The following is a 26,630-nucleotide window of genomic DNA, read 5'->3' as shown; positions in this document are numbered from 1 at the left end:
CTAACCCCAAGGGCCGCGCTGCGGTGCCGGGCGCGCCCGCTGCGGCGGGACCGACGGGTGTCCACCGCCGTTCGCCATGGCGAGGAGCCTCTGGATCCTGTCTTCAACCGGCGGGTGAGTCGAGAACAGGGCTGAGACGCCGCCGCCCGATAGCGGATTGACGATCATCATCTGGCCCGATGCCGGATTGCGCTCCGCCAGCGGCATTGGCGTCCGCGCTGCCTTGCTGGAGATCTTTGCGAGCGCCGAAGCGAGCCAGTCGGGACGACCGCAAATCTCCGCGCCGATCCTGTCCGCCTGGTATTCACGCGTCCGGCTGATCGCCAGCTGGACGAGGCTCGCGGCAATCGGGGCCAGCAGCACGATGGCGATCATGGCGATCGGGTTGACGCCCTCGTCCCGCCTGCCACCGAAGAACATCGCAAAATTGGCAAGCGCCGAGATCGCACCGGCGAGCGTCGCGGTCATCGTCATGGTCAGCGTGTCGCGGTTCATGACATGGGCGAGCTCATGGGCCATGACGCCCATCACCTCTTCTTCCGTGAGGGTTTCCAGCAGCCCCGTCGTCGCGGCAACAGCAGCATTCTGGGGGTTCCTTCCGGTAGCGAAAGCATTGGGCTGGGCCTGGTCGATGATGTAGGTCCTCGGCGTCGGCAGACCTGCCCTTGCAGCGAGGCCAGCCACCCCTTCGGCAAAGCGCCGGAGGCGCGGATCCGGTTCGTCGGGACCGATTTCCCGCGCCCGGTACATGCGCAGGACGATCTTGTCGGCATTCCAATAGGCGTAAAGGTTGCTCGCCGCGGCGAAGGCAAGCGCGAGGATCATGCCGCCCCTGCCACCGATCAGGGCACCGACGGTGCCGAAGATCGCCGTCATCAGGGCCATCAGGACGAGGGTGCGGAAATTTGCGTTCATTGGTCTGATGGTGTCTTTATCTCTCGACGCTAGGTTAGTTCTCCGCGCCGCTGTTTGAAGAGGAACACGCAACCGTGACCGATACTGGCGACAAGGAACTGGAACCCGTGCCCAAGACCGAAGACGGGATTCCCCTCTTCGCGAACGGCCGGAAGCTGACGGACAAGGAGATCGAGATCCTGCGGGAGGCCCGTGCCCGGCGCGATGCGATCGATGCCCGTGCCGATGTGCCGAAAGAGGTCAATGGCGGTGACAGAAAGGCCGAACCCACGCGCTATGGCGACTGGGAAAAGGGTGGCAGGGCCTACGACTTCAGCTGATGCAGCCGACTATAACGAAACCTTTGCAAAATCAGCCAAGAGCGGCATGAGACCTGCTGTCAGTCTTGGTCGAAGACACCTGAAACCGGATGGTAAAGCGATGAAAACCTGGAAACTGCTCGGCGCGTCCCTCACTGCGCTGGCCCTGGTCGCCTGTGAGAGCGGCGAGGACAAGGCCGTCCGTTTCGCAGAAAACGCGCAAGACTATCTCGATGAGGGACAGCTCCAGCGGGCCAAGCTCCAATTCCAGAACGCCCTGCAGAACGACCCGAACAATGTCGTTGCCCTGCGCGGTGCCGCCGAGGTGGCCGAACGTCAGGAGCGCTATGGCGACCAGCTTCGGTTCCTGCAGCGTCTCGTCACCCTCGAGCCGAACAACTACGAGGCGATCGCGAAGATCGCACGGCTCAACCTGCTCGCTGGCGAGCCTGATGACGCCCTCGAACGGGCGAACCAGGTGCTTGCAGCGGAGCCCGACAATATCGAGGCGCTGACCGTCAAGGGCGCGGCTCTTGTGCTCCAGAACAATCTCGACGAGGCGAGCGAGACCCTTGAAAAGGCCCTCGCCGCGGACCCGGACAATGTCGAGGTCCGCAACCTCCTCGCCGCGCGCTATGTCCGTGACGAGGAATTCGACCGGGCTCAGGCGATCATCGACGAGGGCCTCGCGGCAGAGCCGGATTCCGAGGCCCTGCTGGTGGTCAAGCTGCTGCTGGCCCAGCGCCGTCAGGACATCACGGCAATGGACGAAACCTTCGCGGCCCTTGTCGAAGCAAGCCCTGAGAACGGTTTCTACCGTCAGCGTTATGGCGAGTTCCTGATCACCGCCCGGGGCGACCTCGATGGTGCCCGGAAGCAGTTCGAGGCGGCGATCCCGCTTCTCGAGGACCAGACCGAGGCCGTCGGTCGCCTTATTGGCATCATCCGCGAGCAAGAGGACGATGCCACCGCCGAGGCCGAGCTGCGCGAACTCGTCGCTCAGTATCCGGACACGGACCTTGTCTTCGCCGTCCCGGCCTTCCTCTGCGAGATTGGCGAGGACGAACGCTGCCTCGAAGAGCTGACACGCCTTGCCAATGATGATGAGCGCCCCCTGGAGATCCGCAACCAGGCCAAGGTCGACCTTGGTGAGCGCGCCTTTGCCCGCCGCGATCTCGACGAGGCCAGCCGGTATGCCGAAGATGTCCTCGAGACGGACCCGGAAGACCCCAAGGCCCTCACCCTCAAGGCCAAGATCCAGCTTGCACAGGGCGACGTCGAGCCGGCCATCGAAACACTGCGCACCGCCCTGAACGGCGATCCGAACAATGAAGCGGCCCTGATCCTTCTCGGCCTTGCCTACGAAGAGAATGGCCGCGCGCCCTTTGCCGAAGCCCAGCTCGCCCAGGCCATCGACCGGATCGGGCTGTCGCCGAACCTGTTCCAGGCCTACCGGGCGATGCTCCTGCGCAACGGCAAGACCGACGAGGCTTCGGACCTTACCCTTCGCTTCGCCCAGACGCCGGACGCGACGCCCCAGATCCAGCGCGAAAGCGCCCGCGTCCTCGTCGCGCAGAACCGGGCCGATGAAGCCGAGGTCGTGGCCCGTTCGCTGCTTCGCGCGGACCCGGACGATGTCGACGCGCGCCGCATTCTCGCGGCTTCGCTGATGCAGCAGCAGCGGTACGAAGATGCGCTTGCAGAACTCGATCGCCTGCCCGAGGACGGCCAGAACGACCCGCAGGCGATCCGCATCCGGGCCCAGGCGCTGTCGCAGCTCCGGCGGACGGACGAGCTGCGCGAATTCCTTCAGGCACAGGCCGCCCGTGGCGAATACCCGGACAGCTTCGTCCTGCTGAGCCAGTTCGAGACGAGCCAGAACAACGTCGATGCCGCTGCGGAGGCGGCCCGGAGCGGGGTCGACGCCTTCCCGGAACAGGAAGGTCTCTATGTCATCCTCTACAACGCCCTGATTGCCCAGGGGCAGGAAGAAGCGGCCAATCAGGCCATCCTCGAGGGCATCGAGAAAGCGGAGGACACGACGACCCTCCGCCTGCTGCGCGCCAACCAGCTCCTGAATGAGAACGATCGCGCTGCCGCGCGGGATGTCCTGATGACGCTCTACGAAGACGAGCAGCTCGGCGACCTTGCCGCGAACAATCTCGCAGCCCTGATGCTTGATCTCGACGATGACCCAGCCCAGGCGCTCGAAATCGCCAAACGTTTCGAAGGCACAGAGCAGCCCTTCCTCGCGGACACGCTGGCCTGGGCCTATTACCGCAACGGCGAGCTGGAGAAGGCTCTCGAATACAGCGAAATCGCTGCCCGCACCGATACGCCGAACGCCGAAATCTTCTACCATCGGGGCGTGATCGCCGCCGCAAATGGGGATACGGAAACTGCGCGGGCTGCTTTCGAAAAGGCGCTGGAAGCTCCCGGCAAGACCGACGTGGTCAGCGAAGAGGCCATCAAGGCGGCTATCGCCGAACTGTAAACGCCGCAGGGCAAACTCGGGCGTAACGCCGAGGGGACACGATGTACGAGAAGCATTTCGGGCTTTCGAGGAAACCCTTCGCAAGCCATCCGGAGCCGGACATGCTGTTCTGGTCCGACGGCCACAAGATGGCCCGGACCATGCTTGCCTATGGCCTGACCTCGGGCAATGGCACCGTGGTCATCACCGGTGAAATCGGCTCGGGCAAGACCACCCTGCTGCACGACCTGGCCCGCCGGCATCGTGACGGCAACCGCTTTGGAGCGCTGACCGGCGACATCGGCTATGAGAACGATGTTGCGGCTTGGATCCTTTACGGCTTCGGAATCGAAACGAAGTCGAACTCGGCCAGCCAGTCCCTGAGCCAGCTCGACAAGTTCCTCGCCCAGAACCGCAATGCGGGGCGCAAGGCCGTCCTGTTCATCGACGAAGCCCAGCTTCTCGAAGCGCGCCTTCTCGAGCGGATCCGGGTCCTTGCCGAACGCCAGTCAGGCGGACGGCCCGTCTTGCAGCTCGTGCTGTTCGGCCAACCCGAGCTCGGTGCGCTTCTCAACATGCCGCAGCTTGCGCAGTTCAGGCAGCGCGTGGTGGCCCATTACCATCTCCGTGCCTTCAACCGGGACGAGACGGGCGACTATATCAGCGCTCGCCTTGCTGCATCCGGCGGCAATCCGCAGATCTTCGTTCCCGAAGCCGTCGACCGCATCCATGATGCCTCGAACGGTATCCCGCGGCAGATCAATATCCTTGCCGATACGGCGATGGTCTACGCCTTCGCCGCCAGCGAGAACCAGGTTTCCGAAGACATCGTGAAACGGGTCATCCGCGACCGGGAGCAGCATGGCATCCTGAAGGTCGATCCCCCCAGCGGCCTCTGACCCCTCAACCCTGGAGCTTGGCCCAGATCGGCGTGCCCAGCTCTTCGATGAAGGCCCTGTGGGCCGCCCTTTCCTCATCGGTGATGCGCGGAGGCAGCGGGCGCGGGCGCTGGTAGGTGACGGCGCGATCGCCGCCCGCGTCACCGGGCGCGGACCGGGAAGACGTCGATGCAGACAGGAAACTCGCCTGCCGACCGCCGGTCAGCTCGATATAGACCCTCGCGAGGAGTTCAGCGTCGAGAAGCGCGCCGTGGCCCTTCTCGTCACGCTCGGCCTTGGAGATGCCGAACCTCTGGCAGAGCGCATCGAGAGATGCAGGAGCGCCAGGAAACTTCCGCCGTGCCATCGGAACCGTGTCGATGACCTTGTTCGTCAGCGCGGGAAGCCCTGCAATGTCGAGTTCGGCATTGATGAAACCGACATCGAAAGGCGCATTGTGGGCGATCAGCTCCGCCCCCTCGATGAAAGCGAGAAACGCTTCGCCAACCGAAGGGTCCCTGAAGAGCGGCTTGTCCTGCAGCATCTCCGTCGAGATCCGGTGCACCCGATAGGCCTCCATCGGCACGTCGCGCTCGGGATTGACGTAGCGGTGGAAGCTTTCACCCGTCAGGTTGCCATCGATCATTTCGATCGCGCCGATCTCGATGAGACGATCACCGTCCTGTGGTGAGAAACCAGTTGTTTCGGTATCGAAAATGACTTGCCGGACCATGGTGGATATCACCCCTGTTCGGACTGGCTGGAAAGCCCGTACTTCTCCCGAAGTGCCGCCATGATGGCTTCGACCTCAGCCCGTGCAGCATCAAGCCCGGCATCAGTGCGGACAGTGAAGGTCGCATGCCGCAAGCGCTCTTCCTCCGGAGCCTGCCGTGCGAGGATGGCGTCGAGCTTCTCCTCGGTCATGCCCGGTCGGGCCAGCACGCGCCGGCGCCTGACTTCCGGATCGGCGGTGACTACGACCACTTCCCTGAAGAGGTCCTGCATCCCGCCTTCGACGAGAAGGGGGATGTCGAGAACGGCGATCTCGGCACCGTCCTCTTCGGCAGATTTGAGGAAGGCGGCCTGGTCCTCACGCACGAGGGGGTGAACGATCTCCTCAAGCCGCTTCAGACGGTCGGGGGCACCGAGGGTGAGTGCCGAAAGCTTCGCGCGATCGACGCCACCCTCTTCGCTACGAGCCTCGGGAAAGATCGAGAGCACCGCCTCTACCCCCTTGCCGCCGGGGGCATAAAGCCTGTGCACCGCAGCGTCTGCATCCCAGACGGCCGCGCCGGCATCGGCGAACATCTTCGCCGTGGTGCTCTTGCCCATGCCGATGGAGCCTGTGAGGCCGACGACGATCATGACAGCTCCGCCTCGAGATCCGCGAGCGTTGCCGCCGGGCGCTTCGGCGGAATACCGGCAAAAGCCTCGAAGCTCGGCACCGCCTGCCAGACCAGCATGGACAGGCCGTTGGCGACGGGCTTGCCCGCCTTCCGGGCGGCGCGGATCAGCTTGGTCTCCATCGGTGCATAGACGATATCGACCACCATTGCCGGTCCTGGATCGCCAAGGATCATGCCGAGGGTCGGGTAGCCCGCCATGCCAAGACTGGTCGTGTTGACGAAGAGCCCCGATTCCGTCGCACCGAGCTCGAGCTTCTTCTCCCAATCGACGACCGTCACATTGGGAAAGCGCCCCGCGAGCGCTTCTGCCCGCGCTCGGGTTCGGTTCGCAAGCAAAACGTTCTCGAAATCCTGCAGCGCATAAAGGATGCCCGCCGCGGCGCCGCCCGCGCCAAGAACGACCGCAGTGTCCCCTGCCAGGGAACCGCCCTCACGCTCCACCGCCTCGGCAAATCCGCACCAGTCGGTATTTTCGGCGAAGATCTTGCCGTCCCTGAAAACAAGGAGGTTCGCGGCGCCTATTGCCCTCGCCGAAGGGCTCGCCTCATCGGCGATCTCCAGCGCTTTTTCCTTATGCGGAATGGTAACATTCAGCGCGACGAAGCCATCACCGGCTGCGCGCCTCACGGCTTCGACGAAATCCTCGGGCCGGGCATCAATCGCTTCGTAGCGGCCGTCGATCTCGGTTTCCTCGAACCAGCGGTTATGGATCCGTGGGCTGAGGCTGTGGCTGACAGGGTGGCCAATGACACCGGCGCGGATCACCAGGGAATCGCTCCTTCACGACGCAGGACACGGAGAACAGGAAAAAGCGGCAGGCCGAGAATGGAGAAGAAATCGCCGTCGACCCGGTCGAAAAGACGTACGCCCAAGCCTTCCAGCATGTAGCCGCCGACGGTGGAGAGCACGTCTTCTCCAACCGTCTCCAGATAGCTATCGACTTCGCTCCTGGAAACGTTCCGCATCCAGAGGGTGGATGTTTCGCGGATCCTTTCGATGACGGATCCATTCCGCACCAGGATCACGCCGCCCCGCAGGTGGTGCGGCTTGCCCGCCATATCGAGTAGCCGGGAACGGAGCTCATCCATCGATCCGGGCTTGTCGAATGGCTGGCCCTCGAACTCCATAACCTGGTCCGCACCGATCACGATCGCGCCGGGCAGGTCAAGGGACAGCCCCTTCGCTTCGGCTAGGGCAATGGCGAGATCGGCGGGGGACTTCTCAGTAAGCTGAAGTTTAAGCGCGTCTTCGTCGACATCGGGCCTCATGACCCGGAACGGGATGCCCGCACGCTCGAGGATCTCGCGGCGCGAGCGGCTTCCTGATGCGAGGACGATGTCGGTCATCCTTCCCCTCCCCGGCGAATACTCAGCAATGTCAGGATCTTGGCTGCAGTTTCCTCGACGGACCGCTTGGTCACGTCGATCATCGGCCAGCCGTTCTTGACGAATAGACGCTTGGCCTTCGTTACCTCGTCGCGCACGGCGGCGCCGTCGGTGTAACTCTGCGCGCGGTCTTCCGATCCGAGATTCGACAGGCGCGAAGTCCTGATCGCAGCGAGCCTGTCAGGGTTCGCGGTCAGACCGACGACCAGGGGCTTCCGCAGCTTCTCAAGTTCCGGGGGAGGATCAACGCCGGGGACCAAGGGGACGTTCGCGGCCTTGATGCCCTTGTTCGCCAGATACATGCAGGTGGGCGTCTTCGAGGTCCTGCTCACCCCCACAAGGACGACATCCGCCGCCTCGAGGTTCCAGGTGTTCTGGCCGTCATCATGGGCGAGGGTGAAATCGATCGCGCCGATCCTTCGGAAATAGTCTTCATCGAGCTCGTGCTGCATCCCCGCCTGACGAGTCTGTTCGAGACCGAGATAATCCGCGAAGGCATTGAGAAGCGGATCGAGACAGGAGATCGCGGGGACCTGAAGCTCCGCACACTTCACTTCGAGGCGGCGCCGCATACCGGGATCGACGACGGTGTACATGACAAGACCCGGCGCCTGTTCGATCCGCGCAAGAACGCTGTCAAGCTGGGTATGGCTCCTCACCAGGGACGCGACGTGCTCGAGAGGTTTGGCCGAAGGAAATCGCGCTGCCACCGATTTCAGCAGCGTGCTGAGCGTCTCGCCCGTCGAGTCGGAGACGAGATGCACGTGAAAGAAAGTCCGCCGCGCGGCTTTCGTCTTGTCAGCCCTCGCCGCCTGATCCATCCGTCAACCAGTTGTTCATAACCTACGACTTTCGCCCATACCCCGACCCGGCGGGAAGGTCATCCACCTTTGCCTCAGATTTTGCCGGTTTTCCCCGGCAAAAAGTTTTCCCCCGGTACTGCCGGGGTATGTCCGGGTTAAGACTTTGGTAACTTTTTCTGGACAGCGATTCCGCTGGCCATACGGCGGTGGAAACCGGATTTCCCCATTCGCTCGCTATCCTGTGAAATTTGTTGGAAAGTGGCCCTACGAGGGATTACCCACAGTTTCCCCCACCAATAGACTCGGACTCAAACTTTGGTTTCTTCAGTTTCTGGGGGCTCCCAGCCCCTCCTTCAGGTCCTCCATGGCCATCCTCAATCCCGCCCCCCCATCTGGTTCATGCGTCAGGCTGGTCGGTATCTGAAGGAGTACCGGGATGTCCGGGCGAGGCATCCGGGCTTCATCGAGTTCTGCCTCACGCCTGAAGACGCAGCGGAAGTGACGCTGCAGCCAATCAGGCGCTTCGGTATGGATGCGGCCATCCTTTTCGCCGACATCCTCCTGATCCCTCATGCCATGGGCCAGAATGTGCGCTTCGTGAAGGGCGAAGGTCCGAAGCTCGAACCTGTGGTCAGTGCGGACCTGATGAAGACGCTCTCGGCCGACAAGGCGGCGGAGCGGCTTTCGCCGGTTTATGAAACGGTCCGGCTGGTCCGGGCCGGTCTTGATGATGACAAGACGCTGATCGGCTTTGCCGGCTCTCCTTGGACGGTGGCCACCTACATGATCAACGGTCAGGGGACGAAGGACCCCTCCGCGGCGCGCCAGCTCTTCTATCGCGAACCGCAAATGGTCCGGGACCTGATGGCGATGCTGGTCAGCGCCACCGCCGACTACCTGATCGCCCAGGCAGAGGCCGGCGCGGATGCGCTGAAACTCTTCGACAGCTGGGCCGCGGGGTTGCCGGAGAACGTCTTCCGGGAGCTGTGCCTTGAAGCCAACATGGAGATCGCCCGCCGGGTGCGCGAGAAGACGGATGTGCCGATCCTCTACTTCCCCAAGGGCGCGGGCGCGCTCTACGAGGCAGTGGCCATCGAAGGCAGTTTCGAGGGGCTCGCGATGGACACGCAAATGCCGATGGAGTGGGCGAAGAAGACCCTGTCCCCCCATGTCGCGCTCCAGGGCGGTCTTGATCCGCTTCTCGTGGTCGAAGGCGGTAAGGCCATGCGCGAGGCCGTCGAATATCTGGTGAAAACCTTCGACGGCGTCCCGTATATCTTGAATCTCGGGCATGGTTTCGTGCCCGAAACGCCGCCTGAACATGTCGCAGAGGTGGTCAAGATCGTCCGGGGCGACTAAGGCCCGCAAAATGGACTGGCTCGCACCCTTCTACAACTGGCTGAAAGTGTTCCACATCCTCGCCTTCACGGCGTGGATGGCGGGGCTTCTCTACCTGCCCCGGCTCTTCGTCTACCATTTCCAGGCGGAGCCGAACGGTGAAGCTGCGCGCCTCTTCACGGTGATGGAGAAGAAGCTTCTCAAGCTCATCATGAACCCGGCGATGATCGCGACGTGGGTGTTCGGTCTGCTGATGGTCGCGGCGATGCCGGATTGGGGTAATGATGGCTGGTTCATCATCAAGTTCGTGGCGGTCATCATCCTGTCGGGCTTCCACGGCTTTCTTTCCGCCAGCCGCAAGAAGTTCGCTGCCGGAGAGAAACCGCGCAGCGAGAAATTCTGGCGCGTGGCCAACGAGATCCCGTTTGGCCTCATGGCCATCATCGTCTTTATGGTGATCCTGAAGCCGCTCATGCAGTGATGCGCTTGCCCTGCGCATTCGACGGGCGACTTCGCGGAATGGTCGCGCAGCACACCGCATGAGCGCTTCTTGGCAGGCGCGCCAAGGTTGACGGACGGGTAAGCGGACACTAACTCAACGTTATCGGCGGTCCTCGCCGTGTCATTTCCCCTCGTTTAGTCCATAGCGCCGTTCTGGCCGCTCCTTTCCGTGGACCCCCTATGCTTCCCGAACGCATCACCCTTGACGAGCTCAAGGAAAAAACCCCGCAGGACCTCGTCAGCTTCGCCGAAGAGGTTGGCGTCGATAACGCCTCCGCGCTGCGCAAGCAGGACCTCCTTTTCGCAATCCTGCGTGAGCTTGCCGACGAAGAAGTCGAGATCAAGGGCTCGGGCGTTCTCGAGATCCTGCCCGACGGTTTCGGTTTCCTCCGCTCACCGGACGCGAACTATCTCGCCGGCCCCGACGACATCTACGTCTCACCGCAGATGATCCGGAAATACACGCTCAAGACGGGTGATACCGTCTTCGGCGAGATCCGGAGCCCCAAGGAAGGCGAGCGCTACTTCGCCCTCACCAGCCTTGACACCATCAATTTCGAAGAGCCCGAAAAGGCCCGGCTCAAGGTCCATTTCGACAACCTGACGCCGCTCTATCCGGACGAGCGCCTCCATATGGAGGTGATCTCGGAAGAGACACTGAAGTCGAAAGAAAAGAAGGACCTCTCCAACCGGGTGATCGACATCGTCGCGCCGATTGGCAAAGGCCAGCGCTCACTCATCGTGGCGCCGCCACGGACAGGTAAGACGGTCCTTCTGCAGAACATCGCCCACGCGATCACGGCGAACCATCCCGAATGCTACCTCATCGTGCTTCTCATTGATGAGCGCCCGGAGGAAGTGACGGACATGCAGCGCTCGGTCAAAGGTGAGGTCGTTTCCTCGACCTTTGACGAACCTGCCACGCGCCACGTTCAAGTGTCTGAAATGGTGATCGAAAAGGCGAAACGCCTGGTCGAGCATGGTCGCGATGTCGTCATCCTGCTCGATTCCATCACCCGCCTGGGCCGAGCTTACAACGCGACCGTGCCGAGCTCCGGCAAGGTTCTCACCGGCGGTGTCGATGCCAACGCATTGCAACGGCCAAAGCGTTTCTTCGGTGCCGCGCGGAACATCGAAGAGGGCGGCTCGCTGACCATCATCGCGACGGCTCTCATCGACACTGGCTCGCGCATGGATGAGGTTGTGTTCGAGGAGTTCAAGGGCACGGGTAACTCCGAAATCGTCCTGGACCGGAAGGTGGCCGACAAGCGCGTCTTCCCGGCCATCGACATCGCCAAGTCCGGGACCCGGAACGAGGACCGCCTCGTCCCGAAGGACGAGCTTGCGAAAATCTTCGTTCTCCGCCGCATCCTGTCGCCGATGAACCCGCAGGACTCGATCGATTTCCTCCTCGAGAAACTCCGTCAGACGAAGACCAACAAGGACTTCTTCGACTCGATGAACACCTAAGAGGCAGCCACGCGCTGATTCACAAAGCCGCCCTTCGCCGGGCGGCTTTTTTCTTGTCTTGACTTGGAAAGCCGAGGAGCGTTTGCCGAGGGGATGAAGATCACGATCGACATTGACTGCACCCCGGAGGAGGCCCGGACCTTTCTCGGCCTGCCCGACCTTACGGCTGTGAACCAGGTGATGACGGACTCCCTGAAGGCACGGATGGAGGAGAATATCGACACCCTCTCCGATCCTGCCCGTTTCTGGGAGAGGGCCATGCTTGCCGGGGGACAATCCTTCGAAGCGATGCAGGCGATGATGGCCCAGGCGCTGAAAGCTCAGGACAAGGATTGAGCGCCTCGACGATTTTTGCCCGGGCCTCGGGCCAAGGGCGCTGTGGCGTTGCGGTGTTCCGGATTTCTGGCCCGCTAGCGGGGCAAACCCTTGAAAAACTGACGGGAAACCTTCCGAAGCCCCGCTTTGCCAAGCGCGTTTTCGTCCGTTCCAGGCAGGGCGAGCTCATCGACGACGGGCTCGCACTCTGGTTTCCTGCTCCGAACAGCTTCACCGGCGAAGATGTGGTGGAGCTGCAACTGCACGGATCACCGGCGGTGGAGGCCCGCCTCTCGGATGAGCTTATAGCGCTGGGCCTAGAGCCCGCGGGACCCGGTGCGTTCACCACGCGCGCTTTTGCGAACGGCAAGCTCGACCTGACTCAGGCCGAGGGGCTCGCTGACCTACTCGAGGCCGAAACGCTGCTCCAGCACCGGCAGGCCATGGCCCATTACCGTGGCAGCTTGCGTGACCAGGCGGACCAGTGGCGGGCTGATCTCGTCCGGGCCATGGCGAAGCTCGACGCAGCGGTCGATTTTCCCGACGAAGAAGACGTGCCCGGTGAGATCGCGGCCGGTGCGCAGCCCTTCGTCGAGTCGGTTCGTGCATCCATCGCAGAGACCGTCGCTTCATTTTCTCGTACGCGAAGGGTGTCGGACGGCGTGAAGGTGGCGTTGCTCGGGCCGCCCAACGCTGGAAAATCCACGCTATTCAATGCGTTGGTCAGGGAAGACCGCGCGATCGTCTCGGATGAGGCGGGAACCACGCGCGACATTGTCTCTCATCGTGTCGAGATCGGTGGGCATCTCGTGACCTTCCTGGATATGGCCGGCGTGAGGGACGAGACGGCGTCGGCCGTCGAGTCGCAAGGAATCGAGCGGGCGCGTTCAGCCGCCAAGGATGCGGATCTCCGTCTGTTGTGCTTTCCTGCCGGAAAAGACCCGCTTCCGGAATGGCTCGCCGCCCATTCCCGTGAAGGTGATATCGTCGTTCGGACCAAAGCCGATCTTGTTCAGGCTTCCGATAGCGAGGCTGTGAGCGTTCATTCACCCGAAACGATAGAGAGGCTTCACGGGAAGCTGGTCGCTCACCTCAACGAGGTTGCCGCCCCGGGCCTCGCGGCGACGGAACGGCAACAGGCTCTCCTTCTGCGAGCTCTGGATGAGCTCGATCGCTTCGAGCATGTTGCGCAGATCGCTCCCGAGATGGGCGCCGAGGCGCTTCGGGCCGCTTCGACACGACTTGAAGAGTTGACCGGACGTATTGCGCCCGACGACATCCTGGACGATATCTTTTCTTCTTTCTGCATTGGGAAATAGGTGTTTCACGTGAAACGCGCGGAAGCCAAGGATCGGACCGTCATCGTCATAGGCGGCGGGCATGCTGGATGCGAGGCTGCCGCAGCCGCAGCGCGGGCTGGGGCGAGCACTCTTCTCGTTACGCACAAAATCAGCACGATCGGCGAGATGTCGTGCAACCCGGCCATCGGCGGGGTCGGAAAAGGCCATTTGGTGAGGGAAATCGACGCGCTCGACGGCCTCATGGGCCGGGCGATTGACGTTTCGGGCATCCAATTCCGCCTTCTCAACCGGTCGAAAGGGCCTGCTGTTCGGGGTCCGCGAGCCCAAGCAGACCGAGCCCTGTACCGCGCGGCGATCCAGCGATTCATCCAGGAGCAAGAGGGCCTGTCAGTCGTTGAAGGCGCGGTGGAGGATCTGGTCGTCCGGGATGGGGTTTGCCGCGGAGTCATTCTCGACAATGGCCACGCGATCGAAGCCGACGCAGTTGTGCTGACGACCGGGACCTTTCTGCGGGGCGTGATCCACCGCGGCGACGAACGAATCCCCGCAGGCCGGATTGGCGAATCCCCCGCCAACCGTCTTGGTGCGCGCCTGGAAGCAATGGAATTGCCATTAGGCAGGCTAAAGACCGGCACGCCCGCCCGTCTGGACGGCGAGACTATCGATTGGTCGGGCCTTGAGATGCAACCTGCCGATGATCAGCCGGTGCCGTTTTCGTTTCTCACGCGAAAGATCGAGGTTCCGCAGATTGCATGCGGCATCACCGCGACCAATGAGCGGACTCACGCCATTATCAGGGAAAATCTCGGGAAATCAGCGGTCTATTCCGGCGCTCTTGCGGGGAAGGGTCCTCGATACTGCCCATCGATCGAGGACAAGATCGTCCGCTTTGCGGACAAGCAGAGCCATCAGATCTTTCTCGAGCCGGAAGGTTTGGAAGACGACACGGTTTACCCGAACGGGATCTCGACGTCCCTGCCCGCCGACGTTCAGGACGCTCTGATAAGGACGATCCCTGGACTGGAGGATGTCACCATCAAGCAGCATGGCTACGCGATCGAGTATGATTACGTCGATCCGCGCGCCTTGGACCGGCGGTTGCAGGTAAAGGCCCTACCGGGCCTTTTTCTCGCCGGGCAAATCAACGGCACCACGGGCTATGAAGAGGCAGGAGCCCAAGGCCTGGTTGCCGGGGTCAATGCTGCGATCGGGGACAAGGCTCACCCGTTCGTTATGGATCGCAGCGAAGGGTATATTGGTGTTCTCATAGACGATCTCATTACGCGAGGGGTTTCAGAGCCCTATCGCATGTTCACGTCGCGGGCGGAGTATCGTCTGTCCCTGCGGGCCGACAATGCTGACGATCGGCTGACCCCGCTTGGCGAAGCTCATGGAATTGTCTCGGAGGAGCGGGCCGAAGCGTTTCACGTGAAACAGCAGCGCTGGAACGCCCTGCGACAATGGGCAGAGGAAACGACTGTCACACCCAATGAAGCGGCAAAGATGGGTCTCAGCGTGAAGCAGGATGGCCGCCATCGGTCTGTCCTCACCCTTCTCTCCCTTCCGGGCACCAGTTATGACGAGCTGACGGAACACTTCCCGCGCCTGGCCGAAGCGAGCAATGACGAGCGGGCGAAGCTCGAAGCGGATGCGACCTATTCGGGCTTTCTCGAGCGCCAGCATGCTGACATCGAAGCCTTCAAGCGCGACGAAAGGCTTGCGATTCCCTCAGGCTTTGACTTCAGGGCGCTGGGTGGCCTTTCCAGTGAGATCAAGGAACGTCTTGCGCAGGCGCGGCCGGAGAATCTGGGGCAAGCTGCTCGCATCGAGGGCATGACGCCTGCTGCTCTTTCTCTTCTCGCCATTCATCTCAAGAAGCTCGATCGTGTCGCTTGATTCCGCAGAAGCCTTTTTCGCCCATATCGACGCCAGTCCTGAGGAGCGGGCCCGGTTTCGTGCCTATGATGCTGAGCTGATCGAGACAGCAGCGCACACCAACATTGTCGCGCGCGGAAGCCTGCCCGAGCGTTGGGAGCGGCACTACGCAGACAGCGCCCAGCTCTGGGCCCTGCTGCCCAACAGCGCCCGGCGCCTCCTTGACTTTGGCTCGGGCGCCGGATTTCCAGGCATGGTTCTCGCCATTCTTGCCGCTGACCGGGTCCCTGCCCTCAGGCTGTCACTCTGCGACAGCGTGGGAAAGAAAGCGGCGTTCCTGCAGCGCGTGATTGAGCGCACGGGTCTTCGCAACGTCATTGTCAGCAATCGGCGTGTGGAGAACTTTCCGGAGCATGACCGCTTCGATACCATCACCGCCCGCGCCGTAACCGCCCTGCCCGGCCTGCTGGATTTTGCCGTTCCCCGTCTTGCCGAGGGTGGGACGATGATCTTTCCCAAGGGGCAGCGTGCACAACAAGAAGTGGACGAAGCGCGCGAACGATGGTCCTTTGATCTCGAAAGTATGGCCAGTCAGACCGATCCTGACGCCCGGATCCTGCTGATCCGCGATCCAAAGAGGAAGTGATGAGCAAACCGCGGGTTCTCGCGATCGACCACAGCGATCAACCTGTCGACGGCCCTCGCCGCGGTTGGCGAGACCGTCGCCATTCTTGACCTCGATCCCCAGGGCAACGCCTCGACCGGTCTCGGCGTCGGCGTTTCGGAGCGCACGGGTACGACCTATGACGCGCTCGTTGATGATGTTCCCCTCTCCTCGATCCTCAAGAAGACATCGGTCCCCCGCCTCTTCGTCGCGCCAGCGGGTATGGAGCTGGCCGGAGCTGATATCGATCTGCTCGATGACCCACAGCGTCATTATCGGCTGAAGCGAGCCATCGACAGGCTCGCTGCTGAGTGCCCCGATATCACCTATGTGCTCATCGACTGCCCCCCTTCCCTCGGCCTTCTGACTGTCGGGTCGATGACGGCGGCGGACGCCGTGCTGATCCCTCTTCAATGCGAGTTTTTCGCGCTCGAGGGACTGAGCCAGATCATGCGTACGATCGAAACCGTTCGTGCACGTCTTAATCCACAGCTCGAGTTGCAGGGTGTGGTTCTCACCATGTATGATCGGCGGAACAATCTGAGCGCTGACGTGGAGGCGGATGTCCGTGCCCATCTCGGTGACAAGGTCTACCGCACGGCGATCCCGCGCAATGTCCGGATTTCCGAAGCGCCGTCCCACGGCAAACCCGCCCTCCTCTATGACCTCAAATGCGCAGGCAGCCAGGCTTATGTCCAGCTTGCCAGCGAAGTGATCGGCCGGGAAAGGGCCGCGTAAGATGGCAAAGAAAGGTCTCGGCCGCGGTCTCGAAGCGATCCTCGGTGATGTTCCGCAGGCAGACAGTCAGCCCAAGCATCGCCCGTCGGAGATCAATATTGCCGATATCGCGCCGGACAAGGACCAGCCGCGCAAGCAGTTTGACGAAGAAGAGCTGGCGGCACTCGCGTCCTCCATCGAAGCGCGCGGCGTCCTCCAGCCGATCCTTGTCCGCAAGGATGCCATTCCGGGTAAATACATCCTGATCGCAGGCGAGCGTCGCTGGCGCGCATCCCAACGCGCCGGGCTCCATACCATTCCAGCGATCGTCAAGGATGTGGAGGAGGGGGTCTCGGCTGAGATCGCCCTCATCGAGAACGTCCAGCGTGTCGACCTCAATCCGATGGAAGAGGCGGATGCCTATCAGCGGCTGACCGATCAGTACGGGAAGAAAGCCTCCGAGATCGCCGAGGCGGTCGGCAAGAGCCGCAGCCATGTGTCCAACATGCTTCGCCTGACGGCCTTGCCGCCGGAGGTTCGCGGCATGGTGATGGCGGGTGAGCTATCGATGGGCCACGCACGCGCTTTGCTGGCTGCTGACGACCCGTTGGCAGCGGCAAAGAAGGTGGTGAAGGACGGGCTATCCGTCCGCGCAACCGAGCGCCTGGTCCAGAAGCCCGCGAACGATCAGGGCACCGAGAAAGTGGCGAAGGCGATCCAGAAGGCAACGAAGGATGCGGACACCCGTGCGCTGGAACAGGACCTGCGCGAGTCCCTCGGCCTGGATGTCGATATCACGCGCAAGGGGAAGGGCGGGGCAGGGCAGGTCGTCCTCAAATATGACAATCTCGACCAGCTTGACGATATCTGCCGTAGACTGATGGGTTCGTCGATCTGATGCTGTTCACCTCGGACAATTGGGGCGGGGTGCATCCAGAGATCATGGCGGCGATCGCTGCTGCCGATGGCGGGTTCGCGCCGGCCTATGGCAATGATGAGCTAACGGACCGTGTGCGGAAGCTTTTTGCCGAGATCTTCGAGAAGGAAGCCGCGCTCGCTTTCGTGCCCACGGGATCGGCGGCCAATGGCATTGCGCTCAGCCTGCTGACGCAACCTTTTGGGGCCACGATCTGCCACGAGCATGCGCACATCCTCATCGACGAGTGCGGCGCGCCCGAATTCTATACCGGCGGCGCGAAAGTCATTCCTGCGGCAGGGGCCTTTGGCAAACTGACGCCCGAGAGCGTGCGCGAGGCTATGGCGCCCTACGATCCGCCGATGGCGCACCGGGTGAAACCCTCCGTCCTGAGCCTGACCCAGGCGACGGAGTGGGGAACGGTCTACACGTCCGTGGAAATCCGTGCCTTGAGGGACGTCGCTGACCAATACGGCATGAAGATGCATATGGACGGCGCGCGCTTTGCCGGCGCGGTCAACGCCTCGGGCGCGACGCCGGCCGAGCTGACCTGGAAAGCAGGGGTCGACATCCTCTCGCTCGGCGCGACCAAGAATGGCTGTTTGCAGGCGGAGGCGGTTGTCGTCTTTGACACAGGCCTCGCGGAGGAGCTGACCTACCGCTGCAAGCGGGCAGGGCTCGGCACGTCCAAGCAGCGGTTCTTCTCCGCCCAGTGGCCTGCCTATTTCGGCGGAGGACTCTGGCTCTCATTGGCCGAAGAGGCGAGGGCGAAATGCGCGGAGGTAGCGGACATTTTCGCCGCGACTGATGATTGCGAAGTGCTCGTTGAGCCGCAGATCAATGAGCTCTTCGTCCGCATGCCCCATGACCGTGCAAAGTCTCTCCGCGACGCTGGCGCCGAGTTCTACGACTGGGTCCAGCCGGGCGATCCCTATGCAGGCGAGGCCCGCCGCTTCGTGACCAGCTGGGAGACGACGGGCGAGCAGGTCGAGGCACTGAAGCGTGCCCTCTGAAGGGCCGATCTGGTATCGCAAGCGAACGATCGGCGAGCCCGGTGCGAGGCGCTGGCGAAACTACGCTGACAGCATGTATCGCAGCGTGCGGCTTTTCGCGATCATGCCGGTCATTTTCGTAGTCTGGGCGTTCACGCCCATCGGGCCGATGGTCCCGACTTGGTTGTTCGTCATCATCTGGTTCGGAACGCCAGCCGTGATTGGCATCCTCTACGGGGCGCGTTGGCTCAAGCAACAGAATGAGCAGGCTTTTGGTGCTCAGTCAGAGGTCGTACCCGATTCAGAAGCGGACAGCCATCAACACACGGATGATAAATTGGGAGAGCGAGCAGCGCGCAAAAGCCTGCTTACGGACTTCTTTGTGCTCGTGGGTTTAACTGCCCTGTCATCCCGTATGATACCACTCGTTGCTGCGACCGAGTTGGGCCTTCAGGCAATCATGCTAATGACCGCTCTGCCATTCATGTATGTCATCGTGCGAGCATTTTGGTACGTGAGGCGACGCAAGCGATAGAGCTCACCATCCGTACACGTCCTTTGCCACCTCATAGGTTCCTGCATAGGCCGTGACCGTGTGCTCGATCGGCATGGAGTAGCCGCCACCGATCGCCATGGAGCAGGGGATACCGCGGCGTCGGCAGCCTTCCAGCACCATTTCGTCCCGCGCGCGCAGGCCTTCGAAGCTGATGTCCAGCCGTCCGAGCTTATCCTCCTTGAGCGGATCAACGCCCGCCTGGTAGAGAACGAGGTCAGGCTTGAACGCCCAGATATCCTGCAGGCGTTCGTCTATGGCCCTCAGGAACAGCCCATCCTCGGAATTGTCAGGGAGGGGAACATCGATATCGCTCGGCACTTTGCGGAAGGGGAAGTTTTTCTCGCCAAAGACGTCGAGGATCAGGACATTGGGGTTATCGGCAAGGACAGCCGCATTGCCGTCGCCCTGATGCACGTCGAGATCGACAATCGCGATCCGGTCGACCGCCCCTTCACTAAGCAATACCGTTGCCGCGACGGCCTGGTCATTGAAGATGCAGTAGCCCGAGCCGAAGTCCGGATGCGCATGGTGCGTACCGCCTGCGAGCTGGCCTGAGAGCCCGACCCGCAGCGCCTGCCGGGCCGCTGCCAGTTGGCCGCCGACGGTTCGCCTTCCGCGCCGGGGGATCTGCTCCGACCACGGAAAGCCGATCCGGCGCATGGCAGCGCGCTCGATCGTCCCGTCCTCGAGCGAGCGGAGATACTTCTCCGTATGCACCGAAAGGATCACCCCGTCAGAGGCGACGGGGGACTCGCGCAACTGATCGGGCGCCAGCGTCCCGTCGCGCACCAGCTTCTCTTCGAGCAGCCGGTATTTGTGCCCCGGGAAGCGGTGCCCGTCGGGCAGGTCGAGATTGAAGTCCTGCGCCGTAAAGAAGATCATCAGCTTTCTGACGGCATCCAGCCGCCAAGCTCGCGCCGGACCAGCCCGTTCAAGACATCGATAAAGGCGTCGGAGCTGTTGAGGCAGGGGATCGCGGTCAGGGTCTCGCCGCCCGCTTCTTCGAAGGTCTCGGCAAGTCCGATGCCGACCTCTTCGAGCGTCTCGATGCAGTCCGAAACGAAGCCCGGCGTCACCACGGCAATATTCGTGAGCCCTTCCTCGGCGGCCGTGATGACGAGGCTCTCAGTCGAAGGCTCGAGCCACTTCTCCGGCCCGAACTTCGACTGAAAGGCAACAGGCGCGAACTCCTCGGACCAGCCGAGCGCCTCGCGCATCAGCCGCGCCGTCTTGTGGCAGTGGCAGTGATAGGGGTCGCCTTGCTTGAAATAGCGCTCGGGCAGGCCGTGGAAGGAGAGGATCACCCGTTCGGTCTTCTCGGTCACATGGGCGCGGCATAGCCCTGCCAGCGCCGCGATCAGGCCCGGATTGTCGTGGAAGGCAGGCATCACGCGCAGGGCCGGCTGCCAGGGCTGTTTCTGTGCCCAGGCGAAGGCCGCGTCGCACGCCGTGCCTGTGGTGGTCGCCGAATATTGCGGATAGAGCGGCACCAGCAGGATCCGGTCACAGCCCATATCCTGCATCTTCTGCAGCGTCGCTGCAGTACCCGGCACGCCGTAGCGCATGGCCCAGTCGACGACGATTTCCGACGGAAGCTTCTCGCGCAGCTTTTCGGCCTGCTCGCGGGTATAACGCCGCAGGGGGCTCTCATCGGTCTCGCGGTCCCAGATCTTGGCGTAGGCAGCCCGCGTTTTCGCCGGCCTAGTGCGCAGGATGATACCGCGCAGGACCGGCTGCCAGAGGATCGAGGGGTAATCGACAACCCTCTTGTCGCTCAGGAATTCAGCAAGATAGGCCCGCACGCTCGCATCGGTGAGGTGCTCGGGCGTGCCAAGATTGATAAGCAGGACGCCAACACGGCCGAACGCGATCGGCGGGTGGTTCTGGGGCGCTGCGGTCAGGGGCGTGACGTGATCCATACGAAGGCCTCATGCCCCCCGGCGGCGCTTTGCGGTAGTGTTTTGTTGCGCGATCAACTAACGCAGGTCGCGCGCGTGACCAGAAGGGATGGGCAAATGATCAGAAAGCTCCTCACACTCACTGCGGTTGCCACCTTGGCTGCCTGCGCGACCCCGACACCGTTCGAGCCCGCCAATGGACAGGGCTATGGCTTCGCCGACCAGCGAATCGAAGAGAACCGCTACCGCATCTCCTTCCGCGGCAACTCGCTCACCACCCGCGAGCAGGTCGAGACGGCGCTGCTCCTGCGCGCTGCAGAGGTGACGCTGGAGAATGGCTATGACCACTTCATCGTGGTCAGTGATGACACCGAAAAGACCACCGAGACGCGGGTGACCGATCTTGGTCCGCGCTACGGCGCCTTCGGCTATTACGGCTTCGGGCCGTTCCCTTATTACGTTCGCGGCTATCCGTGGGGCTGGGGTTCGGACATCGATGTGCGGGAGAGCCAGCGCTACTCCGCCGTTGCCTATATCGTGCTCGGAAAGGGACCGAAGCCTGAGGGCAACGTCGCCGCCTACGATGCTGCCGAAGTTCAGAAGAACCTGTCCGGCGCGGTTTACCGCCGGTCGAAATAATCCCAACGGAAGACAGGGAGTCCCGAGGATGAAACGCCTTCTTACGAGCGTGGCCTTTGCCGCGCTTTCCTTCACTGCAGCCCATGCCCAAAGCGAGATCGACGTGATGAAAGAGGACCCGTTCCTGTGGCTCGAAGAGGTCGAGGGTGAGCGCGCGCTCGACTGGGTGCGTGCCCAGAACGAACGTTCGCTGGCGATCCTCGAGGCGCATCCGGCCTATGACGCGATGCTGGCGGAGGCGAAGGCGATCCTGACCTCAGACGAGCGGGTCCCTGGTGTCTCCCTGCGCGGCGGTTATGCCTACAATTTCTGGCAGGATGCGGATCATGTGCGGGGCCTGTGGCGCCGCATGCCGCAGGATGCCTATCTCAAGGGCGAGACCGAGTGGGAGATCCTGATGGATCTCGACAAGGTCGCCGAGGACGAAGGCGAGAACTGGGTCTATTCAGGCTCGTCCTGCCTCGCGCCGGACTACACACGGTGCCTCGTCACCCTCTCGCGCGGCGGTTCGGACGCTGCGGTCGTGCGGGAATACGACCTGTCGACCAAGAGCTTTGTCGAGGACGGTTTCTACCTTCCCGAGGCCAAATCCTCGACCGCTTGGCTTGACGAGGACACGATCCTTGTCGGGACCGATTTCGGTGAAGGGACGCTGACGGATTCAGGCTATCCGCGTCAGGTCAAGCTCTGGAAGCGCGGCCAGGACCTCTCCGAAGCGACCCTCGTCCATGAAATTCCGCAGGCTGATATCTGGGCCTATCCGCTCAGCTTCTGGGACGGCGAGAAGTATCGCGGCGGGGTTTTCCACGGCGAAACATTTTACGACTACAATTGGTTGGTCCTGGACGGGGACACGGTCAAGCGGCTGCCGCTTCCCAAGAAGGCCAGCCTGTCGGGATACGCTTCGGGCGACTACATCATCGAACTGAAAGAGCCTTGGGAATTTGGCGGCGAGACCTATGAGGCGGGCAGTGTCGTCGCGCTGTCCGACGATATGGAAGAGGCTTCGCTGATCATCGCGCCGACGGCAAAAATGGCCGTGCAGGGGGTCTCGACCTCTGAAGACGACGTGATCGTGAGCCTTCTAGATGATATCCAGGGGCGCGTCGTTCGCTTCGAGAAGAGCCGCCGCGGGTGGCGTGGCCGGGATGTCCGCCTGCCCGAAGGTGGTGTCGTCGGTGTGCAGACGGTCGAGCCGAAGACGGGCGCGCTGATCGTCACCTATGAGAACCCGATCACGCCGGATACCTACTACTTCGTTGAGAACCGTCGTCCGAAGGAGATCCGCCAGGCCCCGGCCTTCTTCGACGCCGACGGCATGGTCGTCCAGCGCTATGAGGCGACGTCGAAGGACGGTACGAAAATTCCGTACACCATCATGGCCAAGAAAGAGACGCTGGACGGTGGCCCTGCGCCGACCATCCAGTACGGCTATGGCGGCTTCGAGATCCCGATCCTGCCGACCTATGCCGCAACGGCTGGCAAGCTCTGGGCGGAACGCGGGGGTGTCTATGTCACCACCAATATCCGAGGCGGCGGCGAGTACGGTCCGGCGTGGCACCAGGCCGGCCTCAAGGGCAACCGCCAGGTCATCTACGATGATTTCCAGGCGATCTCCGAGGACATGATCGAGCGCGGCATCACCACGAAGGAGCAGCTCGGCATCCTGGGCGGCTCGAATGGGGGCCTGTTGATGGGCGTCTCGATGACCCAGCGCCCGGACCTCTACAAGGGGGTGGGGATCGGCGTGCCGCTTCTCGACATGCTCCGCTACGACAAGTTGCTCGCCGGGGCATCCTGGGTCGGCGAATATGGCGATCCGGACAATCCCGAGGAGCGACCCTTCCTCGAGAAGATCAGCCCGTACCACAATCTCCGTCCCGATGTGGATTATCCGCGTCCGTTCTTTTTCACGTCCACCAAGGATGACCGCGTCCATCCGGGCCATGCCCGCAAGATGGCGCGCCTGATGGAGGAATATGGCCACGACTTTCTCTATTACGAGAATATCGAGGGCGGCCATGGCGCTGCGGCGAACCTCGACCAAGCGGCCCGCCGTCTTGCGCTTCAGTACGCCTACTTTGCCGGCGAGCTCGGCCTCATCGACTACGCCGACGAGGAGTAATCGTCCGTGACCATGCTGTTCTGGGGCGTCCTCCTGGGCGCGTTCGTCCTTCTGTTCGTCCTGGGCCGCATGGGCCTTCCTCTCTGGGCACGGGTCTTTGCGGGGCTCGTGCTCGGCGGCGTGGCCGGCATCCTTTTCGGTGAGACGGCTGGACAGGCCAAGCCGATCGGGGACGGCTTCATCAAGTTGATCCGCATGCTCATCATTCCGCTGATCGTCACGACGCTGACGAGTGGCATGATCGCCCTCGGTGATCCCAAGCGCATCGGCAGCCTTGGCCTGCGGACCATCGCGCTCTATCTCTTCACCACGTCGATCGCCGTCTTCATCGGCATCGGCTTTGCCATCCTGTTCAAGCCCGGCTTCGGGGTCGACTACGCTTCGGTCGATTCAACCTCCGCCATCACCGAGCGCCTCGACCAAGCCGCGGCTGCGAAACGGTCGGCGGTCGAGCAGATCCTTGACGTGATCCCTGACAACCCGCTTGCAGCGATGGTCAATGGCGACATCCTTCCGGTCATCTTCTTCTCGATCCTCCTCGGCGTTGCGATCCTGGCGGCGGGAGAGAAAGGCGAGCGCTTCGGCCAGGTGATGGAGTCGGCCGCCGAGTCGATCCTCAAGTTGACCCAAGGGGTCATGTGGCTTGCGCCTTTCGGCGTCTTCGCGCTGATGTGCTGGGTGCTCGGGACGCAAGGGCTCGCAGTCCTCGTCAATCTCGGCAAGCTCGCGATCGCGCTCTATCTCGCGTGCATCGTCCACATCTTCGTCGTTTACGGGGGTCTGGTGACGCTGCTTGCGCGGGTCAACTTCTTCAAGTTCGTCCGCGGCATGGCAGATGCGATGTCCACGGCCTATTCGACCGCCAGCTCGTCGGCAACGCTTCCGGTCACCATCGGGAACCTGACCAAGAATCTCGGCGTCAGTCGCGCCGTCGCCGGTTCCGTCGCCCCGCTCGGCGCGACCATCAACATGGACGGCACCTCGATCTATCTCGGCATCGTGTCGCTTTTCGCGGCGCAGGCGGTCGGCATCGACCTCGGCGCTGCCGACTATATCGCTATCGCCGTCACCGCCACCGCGGCCTCGATCGGCGCGGCCGGCATCCCGTCGGCCAGCCTGTTCCTCGCCCTGGCGGTCCTGAGCAGCTTCGGCGTGACCTCGGAGCAGGCAGTGCTCATCATCGCCCTCATCTTCCCCTTTGACCGCCTCCTCGACATGATGCGCACCCTGACAAACGTCACAGGCGACGCCGCGGTCGCAACCACCGTCGCCAAATGGGAGGGCGAGCTCCGTCAGCCCGTCCGGGAGCCGGAGACAGCATGAAGCCCGTCCGTATCCTGACCACGGGCGGTACCCTCGACAAGGTCCACGACTGGCGGGCGGAGACAATCGCCTTCGCTGGCGCGGGCAAGTCCCAGGTGCCGGAGATCCTCGAGCAGTCGCGCTGCTACGCCCATGAGGTCGAGCAGCTCTTCCAGATCGATAGTCTCGACATGAACGAGACCTACCGCAAGCTCATCTGTGAGCGGATTCTCGCGGCCAAGGAGGACGCCATCGTCGTCACCCACGGCACGTCGACCATGGACGAGACCGCGCGCTATCTCGATGCCTGCGACCTTGGGAAGACCGTGGTCCTCACCGGCGCGATGCGGCCCCACGCGCTGTTCGTGAGTGATGCGAGCTTCAATCTCGGCGGAGCGATCATTGCCGCGCAGACCCTGCCGCCCGGCGTCTACGGCGTCATGAATGGCTGCGTCTTCACGGCTTCAGAGCTCAAGAAGAACGAGAAGCTTGGCCGCTTCGACGTCTAGCGCACGGCCTTGGCGAAGTGTGCAAACGGGCTTGCTTCGAGACGGGCAAGAACATCGTCGGCGTTGGTAACCAATTCACTGAATGATCGCTGCACGGATTTCTTGAGCGGGGTCTGGAGGTTGCGCGGCGCCACCCCTAGCCGGGCCTGCAGCGCAGCCATGCTCACCTTGCGCCCCGCCGGATCCTTGAGGTCCCGTTCATACTGGATTTCGTGGACCGGCAGTCCAGCCAGTGCCGCCCGCTCTTCCTCGAGAAAACCCTGCCGTATGCTGATCTTTTCGATGATCCGCTCCGGATCAAGGGTGAGTTCGAGGGGAGGGGGCTTTAGGTCACCTGTAAACCGATAGCTCTTTGCCGCTCGTGCAAAATGGCCGGACAGGACATGCTCCAGCGTATTTTCCCTCCACAGGTGAACAATCAGCCAGCCGCGCTCATGCATCCGATGCGCAAAACCCTTGAGATCGTTAATGCCCTGCACGAGCCGCGCATGGTGGTGCGGCTTTACATGGCAGCCATAAGCCTTCGTCCCATGCCCACGGGAACTCCGGTCTAGAAAACCCTCGGGAAAAATCCGCCGCCAGGCGAGGATCTCGCCCTGGCAGGTGATCTCGGGATGGCTGTCGAGCAGTGTTTCGAGCAGGGTCGAACCGGTCCGCCCCTGGCCGAAGATCAGGAACCTGTGCGGCGCTGGCGTGGCACCAGATTTCAGGAACGATGCCGCATCGCCCGAAAGCCCCAGCACGGCCGTCCCGGCCTTCTTGACGATCCTCATCACGTCCTTTTTCCCATCGCGGCGCGGCCGAGATGATAACGTGCAGCCATCCTGCGTCGTTCCAGTAAAGAAGGCTGGCCGATCACAATCCGGCGTGGAAGAACGCTCCTATGAGCAAGCCGATCCTTCCGCCCCCTGTCTGGTTCCTTCTCAGCCTCCTTGGGGTGTGGTCAGTCTCGGGACCATTTGCCATCGAGGCGCTGGACTTTGAAAGTCCGCTCGATGGCCGTGTGGCGCAGGGGCTGGCGATGCTCGGCCTCGCGCTCGGCCTCGTCGCCATCGCGCAGTTCCTGCATCGGAAGACAACGGTGCATCCGATGCACCCGGAGGAGGCGAGCGCACTCGTGACCGGCGGCATTTACAGGCTCACGCGCAACCCGATGTATGTCTGCATGCTCCTGATCCTGCTCGCGGCGGTCCTGCATTTCGGCAACTGGCTGGGGTTGGTGCCCGTCACGGTTTTCGTGCTGGTCATCCAGCTCACCCAGATCCTGCCCGAGGAGAGGGCCCTTGCGGATAAATTCGGTGACGACTACCGCGCCTACAAGGCCCGCGTGCCGCGCTGGCTAATTGTCTGAGA

Annotated in this window: 28 protein-coding genes; 19 read left to right on the top strand and 9 right to left on the bottom strand. The window is 62.5% G+C overall.

Translation table 11 applies throughout. From position 1 onward, the window contains the following. Complete coding sequence (gene htpX, locus IE053_RS07335; RefSeq protein ID WP_189573980.1) at nt 1-915, bottom strand: zinc metalloprotease HtpX; 915 nt, start codon at nt 913-915, stop codon at nt 1-3. A 74-nt stretch (nt 916-989) separates the two neighbouring features. Here htpX and IE053_RS07330 point away from each other — a divergent pair, with 74 nt between their 5' ends. From IE053_RS07330 to IE053_RS07320, 3 genes are all read left to right on the top strand, one after another. Beyond that, nucleotides 990-1,235 (top strand): DUF1674 domain-containing protein, encoded by a 246-nt coding sequence (locus IE053_RS07330; protein WP_229786100.1) that lies wholly within the window; start codon nt 990-992, stop codon nt 1,233-1,235. 100 nt (nt 1,236-1,335) lie between these two features. Continuing rightward, nucleotides 1,336-3,708: a tetratricopeptide repeat protein gene (locus tag IE053_RS07325; protein WP_189573977.1), complete on the top strand. Its 2,373-nt coding sequence runs from the start codon at nt 1,336-1,338 to the stop codon at nt 3,706-3,708. Nucleotides 3,709-3,749: 41 nt separating this feature from the next. Further along, a complete protein-coding gene (locus tag IE053_RS07320; RefSeq protein ID WP_189573975.1) occupies nt 3,750-4,586 on the top strand; it encodes an ExeA family protein in 837 nt (278 codons plus the stop codon). Nucleotides 4,587-4,590: 4 nt separating this feature from the next. Here IE053_RS07320 and dnaQ read toward each other — a convergent pair whose 3' ends face one another. From dnaQ to IE053_RS07295, 5 genes are read right to left on the bottom strand one after another with little or no spacing between them, the layout of a single operon-like run. Then, a complete protein-coding gene (gene dnaQ / locus IE053_RS07315; protein WP_189573972.1) occupies nt 4,591-5,298 on the bottom strand; it encodes a DNA polymerase III subunit epsilon in 708 nt (235 codons plus the stop codon). 8 nt (nt 5,299-5,306) lie between these two features. Further along, entirely contained in the window at nt 5,307-5,930 is a 624-nt protein-coding gene (coaE, locus tag IE053_RS07310) for a dephospho-CoA kinase (protein WP_189573969.1), read from the bottom strand. Beyond that, nucleotides 5,927-6,736, bottom strand: coding sequence for a shikimate dehydrogenase (aroE, locus tag IE053_RS07305; RefSeq protein ID WP_229786099.1), 810 nt, complete (start codon nt 6,734-6,736; stop codon nt 5,927-5,929). The genes coaE and aroE overlap by 4 nt, the downstream gene beginning before the upstream one ends. Beyond that, on the bottom strand, nt 6,733-7,317 hold the full coding sequence (locus tag IE053_RS07300) for a Maf family protein (protein WP_189573966.1): 585 nt from the start codon (nt 7,315-7,317) through the stop codon (nt 6,733-6,735). The genes aroE and IE053_RS07300 overlap by 4 nt, the downstream gene beginning before the upstream one ends. Continuing rightward, a complete protein-coding gene (locus IE053_RS07295; protein WP_189573963.1) occupies nt 7,314-8,177 on the bottom strand; it encodes a pyruvate, water dikinase regulatory protein in 864 nt (287 codons plus the stop codon). The genes IE053_RS07300 and IE053_RS07295 overlap by 4 nt, the downstream gene beginning before the upstream one ends. 297 nt (nt 8,178-8,474) lie before the next feature. On the opposite strand from IE053_RS07295, the gene hemE reads away from it, so the two are divergent. The 11 genes from hemE to IE053_RS07240 all read left to right on the top strand — a co-directional run bounded on the left by hemE (nt 8,475) and on the right by IE053_RS07240 (nt 18,783). Next, a complete protein-coding gene (gene hemE, locus IE053_RS07290; RefSeq protein WP_189573960.1) occupies nt 8,475-9,518 on the top strand; it encodes a uroporphyrinogen decarboxylase in 1,044 nt (347 codons plus the stop codon). 10 nt (nt 9,519-9,528) lie between these two features. Continuing rightward, the gene (gene hemJ / locus IE053_RS07285; protein WP_189573957.1) at nt 9,529-9,978 is read left to right on the top strand and encodes a protoporphyrinogen oxidase HemJ; all 450 of its coding nucleotides are present in this window, start codon (nt 9,529-9,531) and stop codon (nt 9,976-9,978) included. 200 nt (nt 9,979-10,178) lie between these two features. Then, entirely contained in the window at nt 10,179-11,468 is a 1,290-nt protein-coding gene (gene rho, locus IE053_RS07280) for a transcription termination factor Rho (protein ID WP_189573954.1), read from the top strand. A gap of 93 nt (nt 11,469-11,561) precedes the next feature. After that, nucleotides 11,562-11,804, top strand: coding sequence for a DUF6489 family protein (locus IE053_RS07275; RefSeq protein ID WP_189573951.1), 243 nt, complete (start codon nt 11,562-11,564; stop codon nt 11,802-11,804). Next, on the top strand, nt 11,801-13,102 hold the full coding sequence (gene mnmE / locus IE053_RS07270; RefSeq protein ID WP_189573948.1) for a tRNA uridine-5-carboxymethylaminomethyl(34) synthesis GTPase MnmE: 1,302 nt from the start codon (nt 11,801-11,803) through the stop codon (nt 13,100-13,102). Before IE053_RS07275 ends, mnmE begins: the two co-directional genes overlap by 4 nt. 9 nt (nt 13,103-13,111) lie before the next feature. Then, the gene (gene mnmG, locus IE053_RS07265) at nt 13,112-14,980 is read left to right on the top strand and encodes a tRNA uridine-5-carboxymethylaminomethyl(34) synthesis enzyme MnmG (protein ID WP_189573945.1); all 1,869 of its coding nucleotides are present in this window, start codon (nt 13,112-13,114) and stop codon (nt 14,978-14,980) included. Further along, nucleotides 14,970-15,605 (top strand): 16S rRNA (guanine(527)-N(7))-methyltransferase RsmG, encoded by a 636-nt coding sequence (gene rsmG, locus IE053_RS07260; protein WP_189573942.1) that lies wholly within the window; start codon nt 14,970-14,972, stop codon nt 15,603-15,605. Before mnmG ends, rsmG begins: the two co-directional genes overlap by 11 nt. Nucleotides 15,606-15,641: 36 nt before the next feature. Further along, nucleotides 15,642-16,361, top strand: a complete 720-nt coding sequence (locus IE053_RS07255; RefSeq protein ID WP_189574833.1) for a ParA family protein — start codon at nt 15,642-15,644, stop codon at nt 16,359-16,361. Nucleotide 16,362: 1 nt separating this feature from the next. Further along, nucleotides 16,363-17,238, top strand: a complete 876-nt coding sequence (locus tag IE053_RS07250) for a ParB/RepB/Spo0J family partition protein (protein ID WP_189573939.1) — start codon at nt 16,363-16,365, stop codon at nt 17,236-17,238. Next, nucleotides 17,238-18,269, top strand: coding sequence for a threonine aldolase family protein (locus IE053_RS07245; protein WP_229786096.1), 1,032 nt, complete (start codon nt 17,238-17,240; stop codon nt 18,267-18,269). Before IE053_RS07250 ends, IE053_RS07245 begins: the two co-directional genes overlap by 1 nt. Further along, nucleotides 18,259-18,783 (top strand): hypothetical protein, encoded by a 525-nt coding sequence (locus IE053_RS07240; protein WP_189573936.1) that lies wholly within the window; start codon nt 18,259-18,261, stop codon nt 18,781-18,783. Before IE053_RS07245 ends, IE053_RS07240 begins: the two co-directional genes overlap by 11 nt. A 3-nt stretch (nt 18,784-18,786) precedes the next feature. Here IE053_RS07240 and IE053_RS07235 read toward each other — a convergent pair whose 3' ends face one another. Together IE053_RS07235 and hemH are read right to left on the bottom strand one after the other, a co-directional pair. Then, nucleotides 18,787-19,686 carry a histone deacetylase family protein gene (locus IE053_RS07235; protein WP_189573933.1) on the bottom strand — a complete coding sequence of 300 codons (900 nt, stop codon included), beginning with the start codon at nt 19,684-19,686 and terminating at the stop codon, nt 18,787-18,789. After that, nucleotides 19,686-20,723, bottom strand: coding sequence for a ferrochelatase (hemH, locus tag IE053_RS07230; protein ID WP_189573929.1), 1,038 nt, complete (start codon nt 20,721-20,723; stop codon nt 19,686-19,688). Before hemH ends, IE053_RS07235 begins: the two co-directional genes overlap by 1 nt. A gap of 96 nt (nt 20,724-20,819) precedes the next feature. Between hemH and IE053_RS07225 the strand changes: the two genes are divergently transcribed. From IE053_RS07225 to IE053_RS07210, 4 genes are read left to right on the top strand one after another with little or no spacing between them, the layout of a single operon-like run. Beyond that, the gene (locus tag IE053_RS07225) at nt 20,820-21,341 is read left to right on the top strand and encodes a CC0125/CC1285 family lipoprotein (protein WP_189573926.1); all 522 of its coding nucleotides are present in this window, start codon (nt 20,820-20,822) and stop codon (nt 21,339-21,341) included. Nucleotides 21,342-21,369: 28 nt separating this feature from the next. After that, nucleotides 21,370-23,466 (top strand): prolyl oligopeptidase family serine peptidase, encoded by a 2,097-nt coding sequence (locus tag IE053_RS07220; protein WP_189573923.1) that lies wholly within the window; start codon nt 21,370-21,372, stop codon nt 23,464-23,466. 12 nt (nt 23,467-23,478) lie between these two features. After that, nucleotides 23,479-24,789 carry a dicarboxylate/amino acid:cation symporter gene (locus tag IE053_RS07215; protein ID WP_229786138.1) on the top strand — a complete coding sequence of 437 codons (1,311 nt, stop codon included), beginning with the start codon at nt 23,479-23,481 and terminating at the stop codon, nt 24,787-24,789. Further along, nucleotides 24,786-25,277 (top strand): asparaginase domain-containing protein, encoded by a 492-nt coding sequence (locus IE053_RS07210; RefSeq protein WP_189573920.1) that lies wholly within the window; start codon nt 24,786-24,788, stop codon nt 25,275-25,277. The genes IE053_RS07215 and IE053_RS07210 overlap by 4 nt, the downstream gene beginning before the upstream one ends. Here the strand turns inward: IE053_RS07210 and IE053_RS07205 are convergent. Then, the gene (locus tag IE053_RS07205) at nt 25,274-26,050 is read right to left on the bottom strand and encodes a sulfotransferase (protein WP_229786137.1); all 777 of its coding nucleotides are present in this window, start codon (nt 26,048-26,050) and stop codon (nt 25,274-25,276) included. The genes IE053_RS07210 and IE053_RS07205 overlap by 4 nt on opposite strands. A 110-nt stretch (nt 26,051-26,160) precedes the next feature. Here IE053_RS07205 and IE053_RS07200 point away from each other — a divergent pair, with 110 nt between their 5' ends. After that, the gene (locus IE053_RS07200) at nt 26,161-26,628 is read left to right on the top strand and encodes a methyltransferase family protein (RefSeq protein ID WP_189573914.1); all 468 of its coding nucleotides are present in this window, start codon (nt 26,161-26,163) and stop codon (nt 26,626-26,628) included. Nucleotides 26,629-26,630 lie beyond the last annotated feature (2 nt).

Origin of the sequence: Parvularcula lutaonensis (assembly GCF_014651915.1) — a bacterium.
GTDB lineage: Bacteria > Pseudomonadota > Alphaproteobacteria > Caulobacterales > Parvularculaceae > Parvularcula > Parvularcula lutaonensis.
The sequence above is the reverse complement of the archived record's forward strand: the minus strand, read 5'-3'. Positions and strand labels throughout refer to the sequence as shown.

Coding starts and splice junctions, on each gene's coding strand:
- IE053_RS07210 (WP_189573920.1), top strand. CDS start 24,786: ATGAAGCCCGTCCGTATCCTGACCACGGGCGGTACCCTCGACAAGGTC.
- IE053_RS07225 (WP_189573926.1), top strand. CDS start 20,820: ATGATCAGAAAGCTCCTCACACTCACTGCGGTTGCCACCTTGGCTGCC.
- IE053_RS07220 (WP_189573923.1), top strand. CDS start 21,370: ATGAAACGCCTTCTTACGAGCGTGGCCTTTGCCGCGCTTTCCTTCACT.
- IE053_RS07200 (WP_189573914.1), top strand. CDS start 26,161: ATGAGCAAGCCGATCCTTCCGCCCCCTGTCTGGTTCCTTCTCAGCCTC.
- coaE (WP_189573969.1), bottom strand. CDS start 5,930: ATGATCGTCGTCGGCCTCACAGGCTCCATCGGCATGGGCAAGAGCACC.
- htpX (WP_189573980.1), bottom strand. CDS start 915: ATGAACGCAAATTTCCGCACCCTCGTCCTGATGGCCCTGATGACGGCG.
- IE053_RS07275 (WP_189573951.1), top strand. CDS start 11,562: ATGAAGATCACGATCGACATTGACTGCACCCCGGAGGAGGCCCGGACC.
- IE053_RS07250 (WP_189573939.1), top strand. CDS start 16,363: ATGGCAAAGAAAGGTCTCGGCCGCGGTCTCGAAGCGATCCTCGGTGAT.
- IE053_RS07205 (WP_229786137.1), bottom strand. CDS start 26,050: ATGAGGATCGTCAAGAAGGCCGGGACGGCCGTGCTGGGGCTTTCGGGC.
- hemH (WP_189573929.1), bottom strand. CDS start 20,723: ATGGATCACGTCACGCCCCTGACCGCAGCGCCCCAGAACCACCCGCCG.
- IE053_RS07215 (WP_229786138.1), top strand. CDS start 23,479: ATGCTGTTCTGGGGCGTCCTCCTGGGCGCGTTCGTCCTTCTGTTCGTC.
- hemJ (WP_189573957.1), top strand. CDS start 9,529: ATGGACTGGCTCGCACCCTTCTACAACTGGCTGAAAGTGTTCCACATC.
- rho (WP_189573954.1), top strand. CDS start 10,179: ATGCTTCCCGAACGCATCACCCTTGACGAGCTCAAGGAAAAAACCCCG.
- IE053_RS07300 (WP_189573966.1), bottom strand. CDS start 7,317: ATGACCGACATCGTCCTCGCATCAGGAAGCCGCTCGCGCCGCGAGATC.
- IE053_RS07325 (WP_189573977.1), top strand. CDS start 1,336: ATGAAAACCTGGAAACTGCTCGGCGCGTCCCTCACTGCGCTGGCCCTG.
- IE053_RS07320 (WP_189573975.1), top strand. CDS start 3,750: ATGTACGAGAAGCATTTCGGGCTTTCGAGGAAACCCTTCGCAAGCCAT.
- IE053_RS07295 (WP_189573963.1), bottom strand. CDS start 8,177: ATGGATCAGGCGGCGAGGGCTGACAAGACGAAAGCCGCGCGGCGGACT.
- dnaQ (WP_189573972.1), bottom strand. CDS start 5,298: ATGGTCCGGCAAGTCATTTTCGATACCGAAACAACTGGTTTCTCACCA.
- IE053_RS07245 (WP_229786096.1), top strand. CDS start 17,238: ATGCTGTTCACCTCGGACAATTGGGGCGGGGTGCATCCAGAGATCATG.
- IE053_RS07235 (WP_189573933.1), bottom strand. CDS start 19,686: ATGATCTTCTTTACGGCGCAGGACTTCAATCTCGACCTGCCCGACGGG.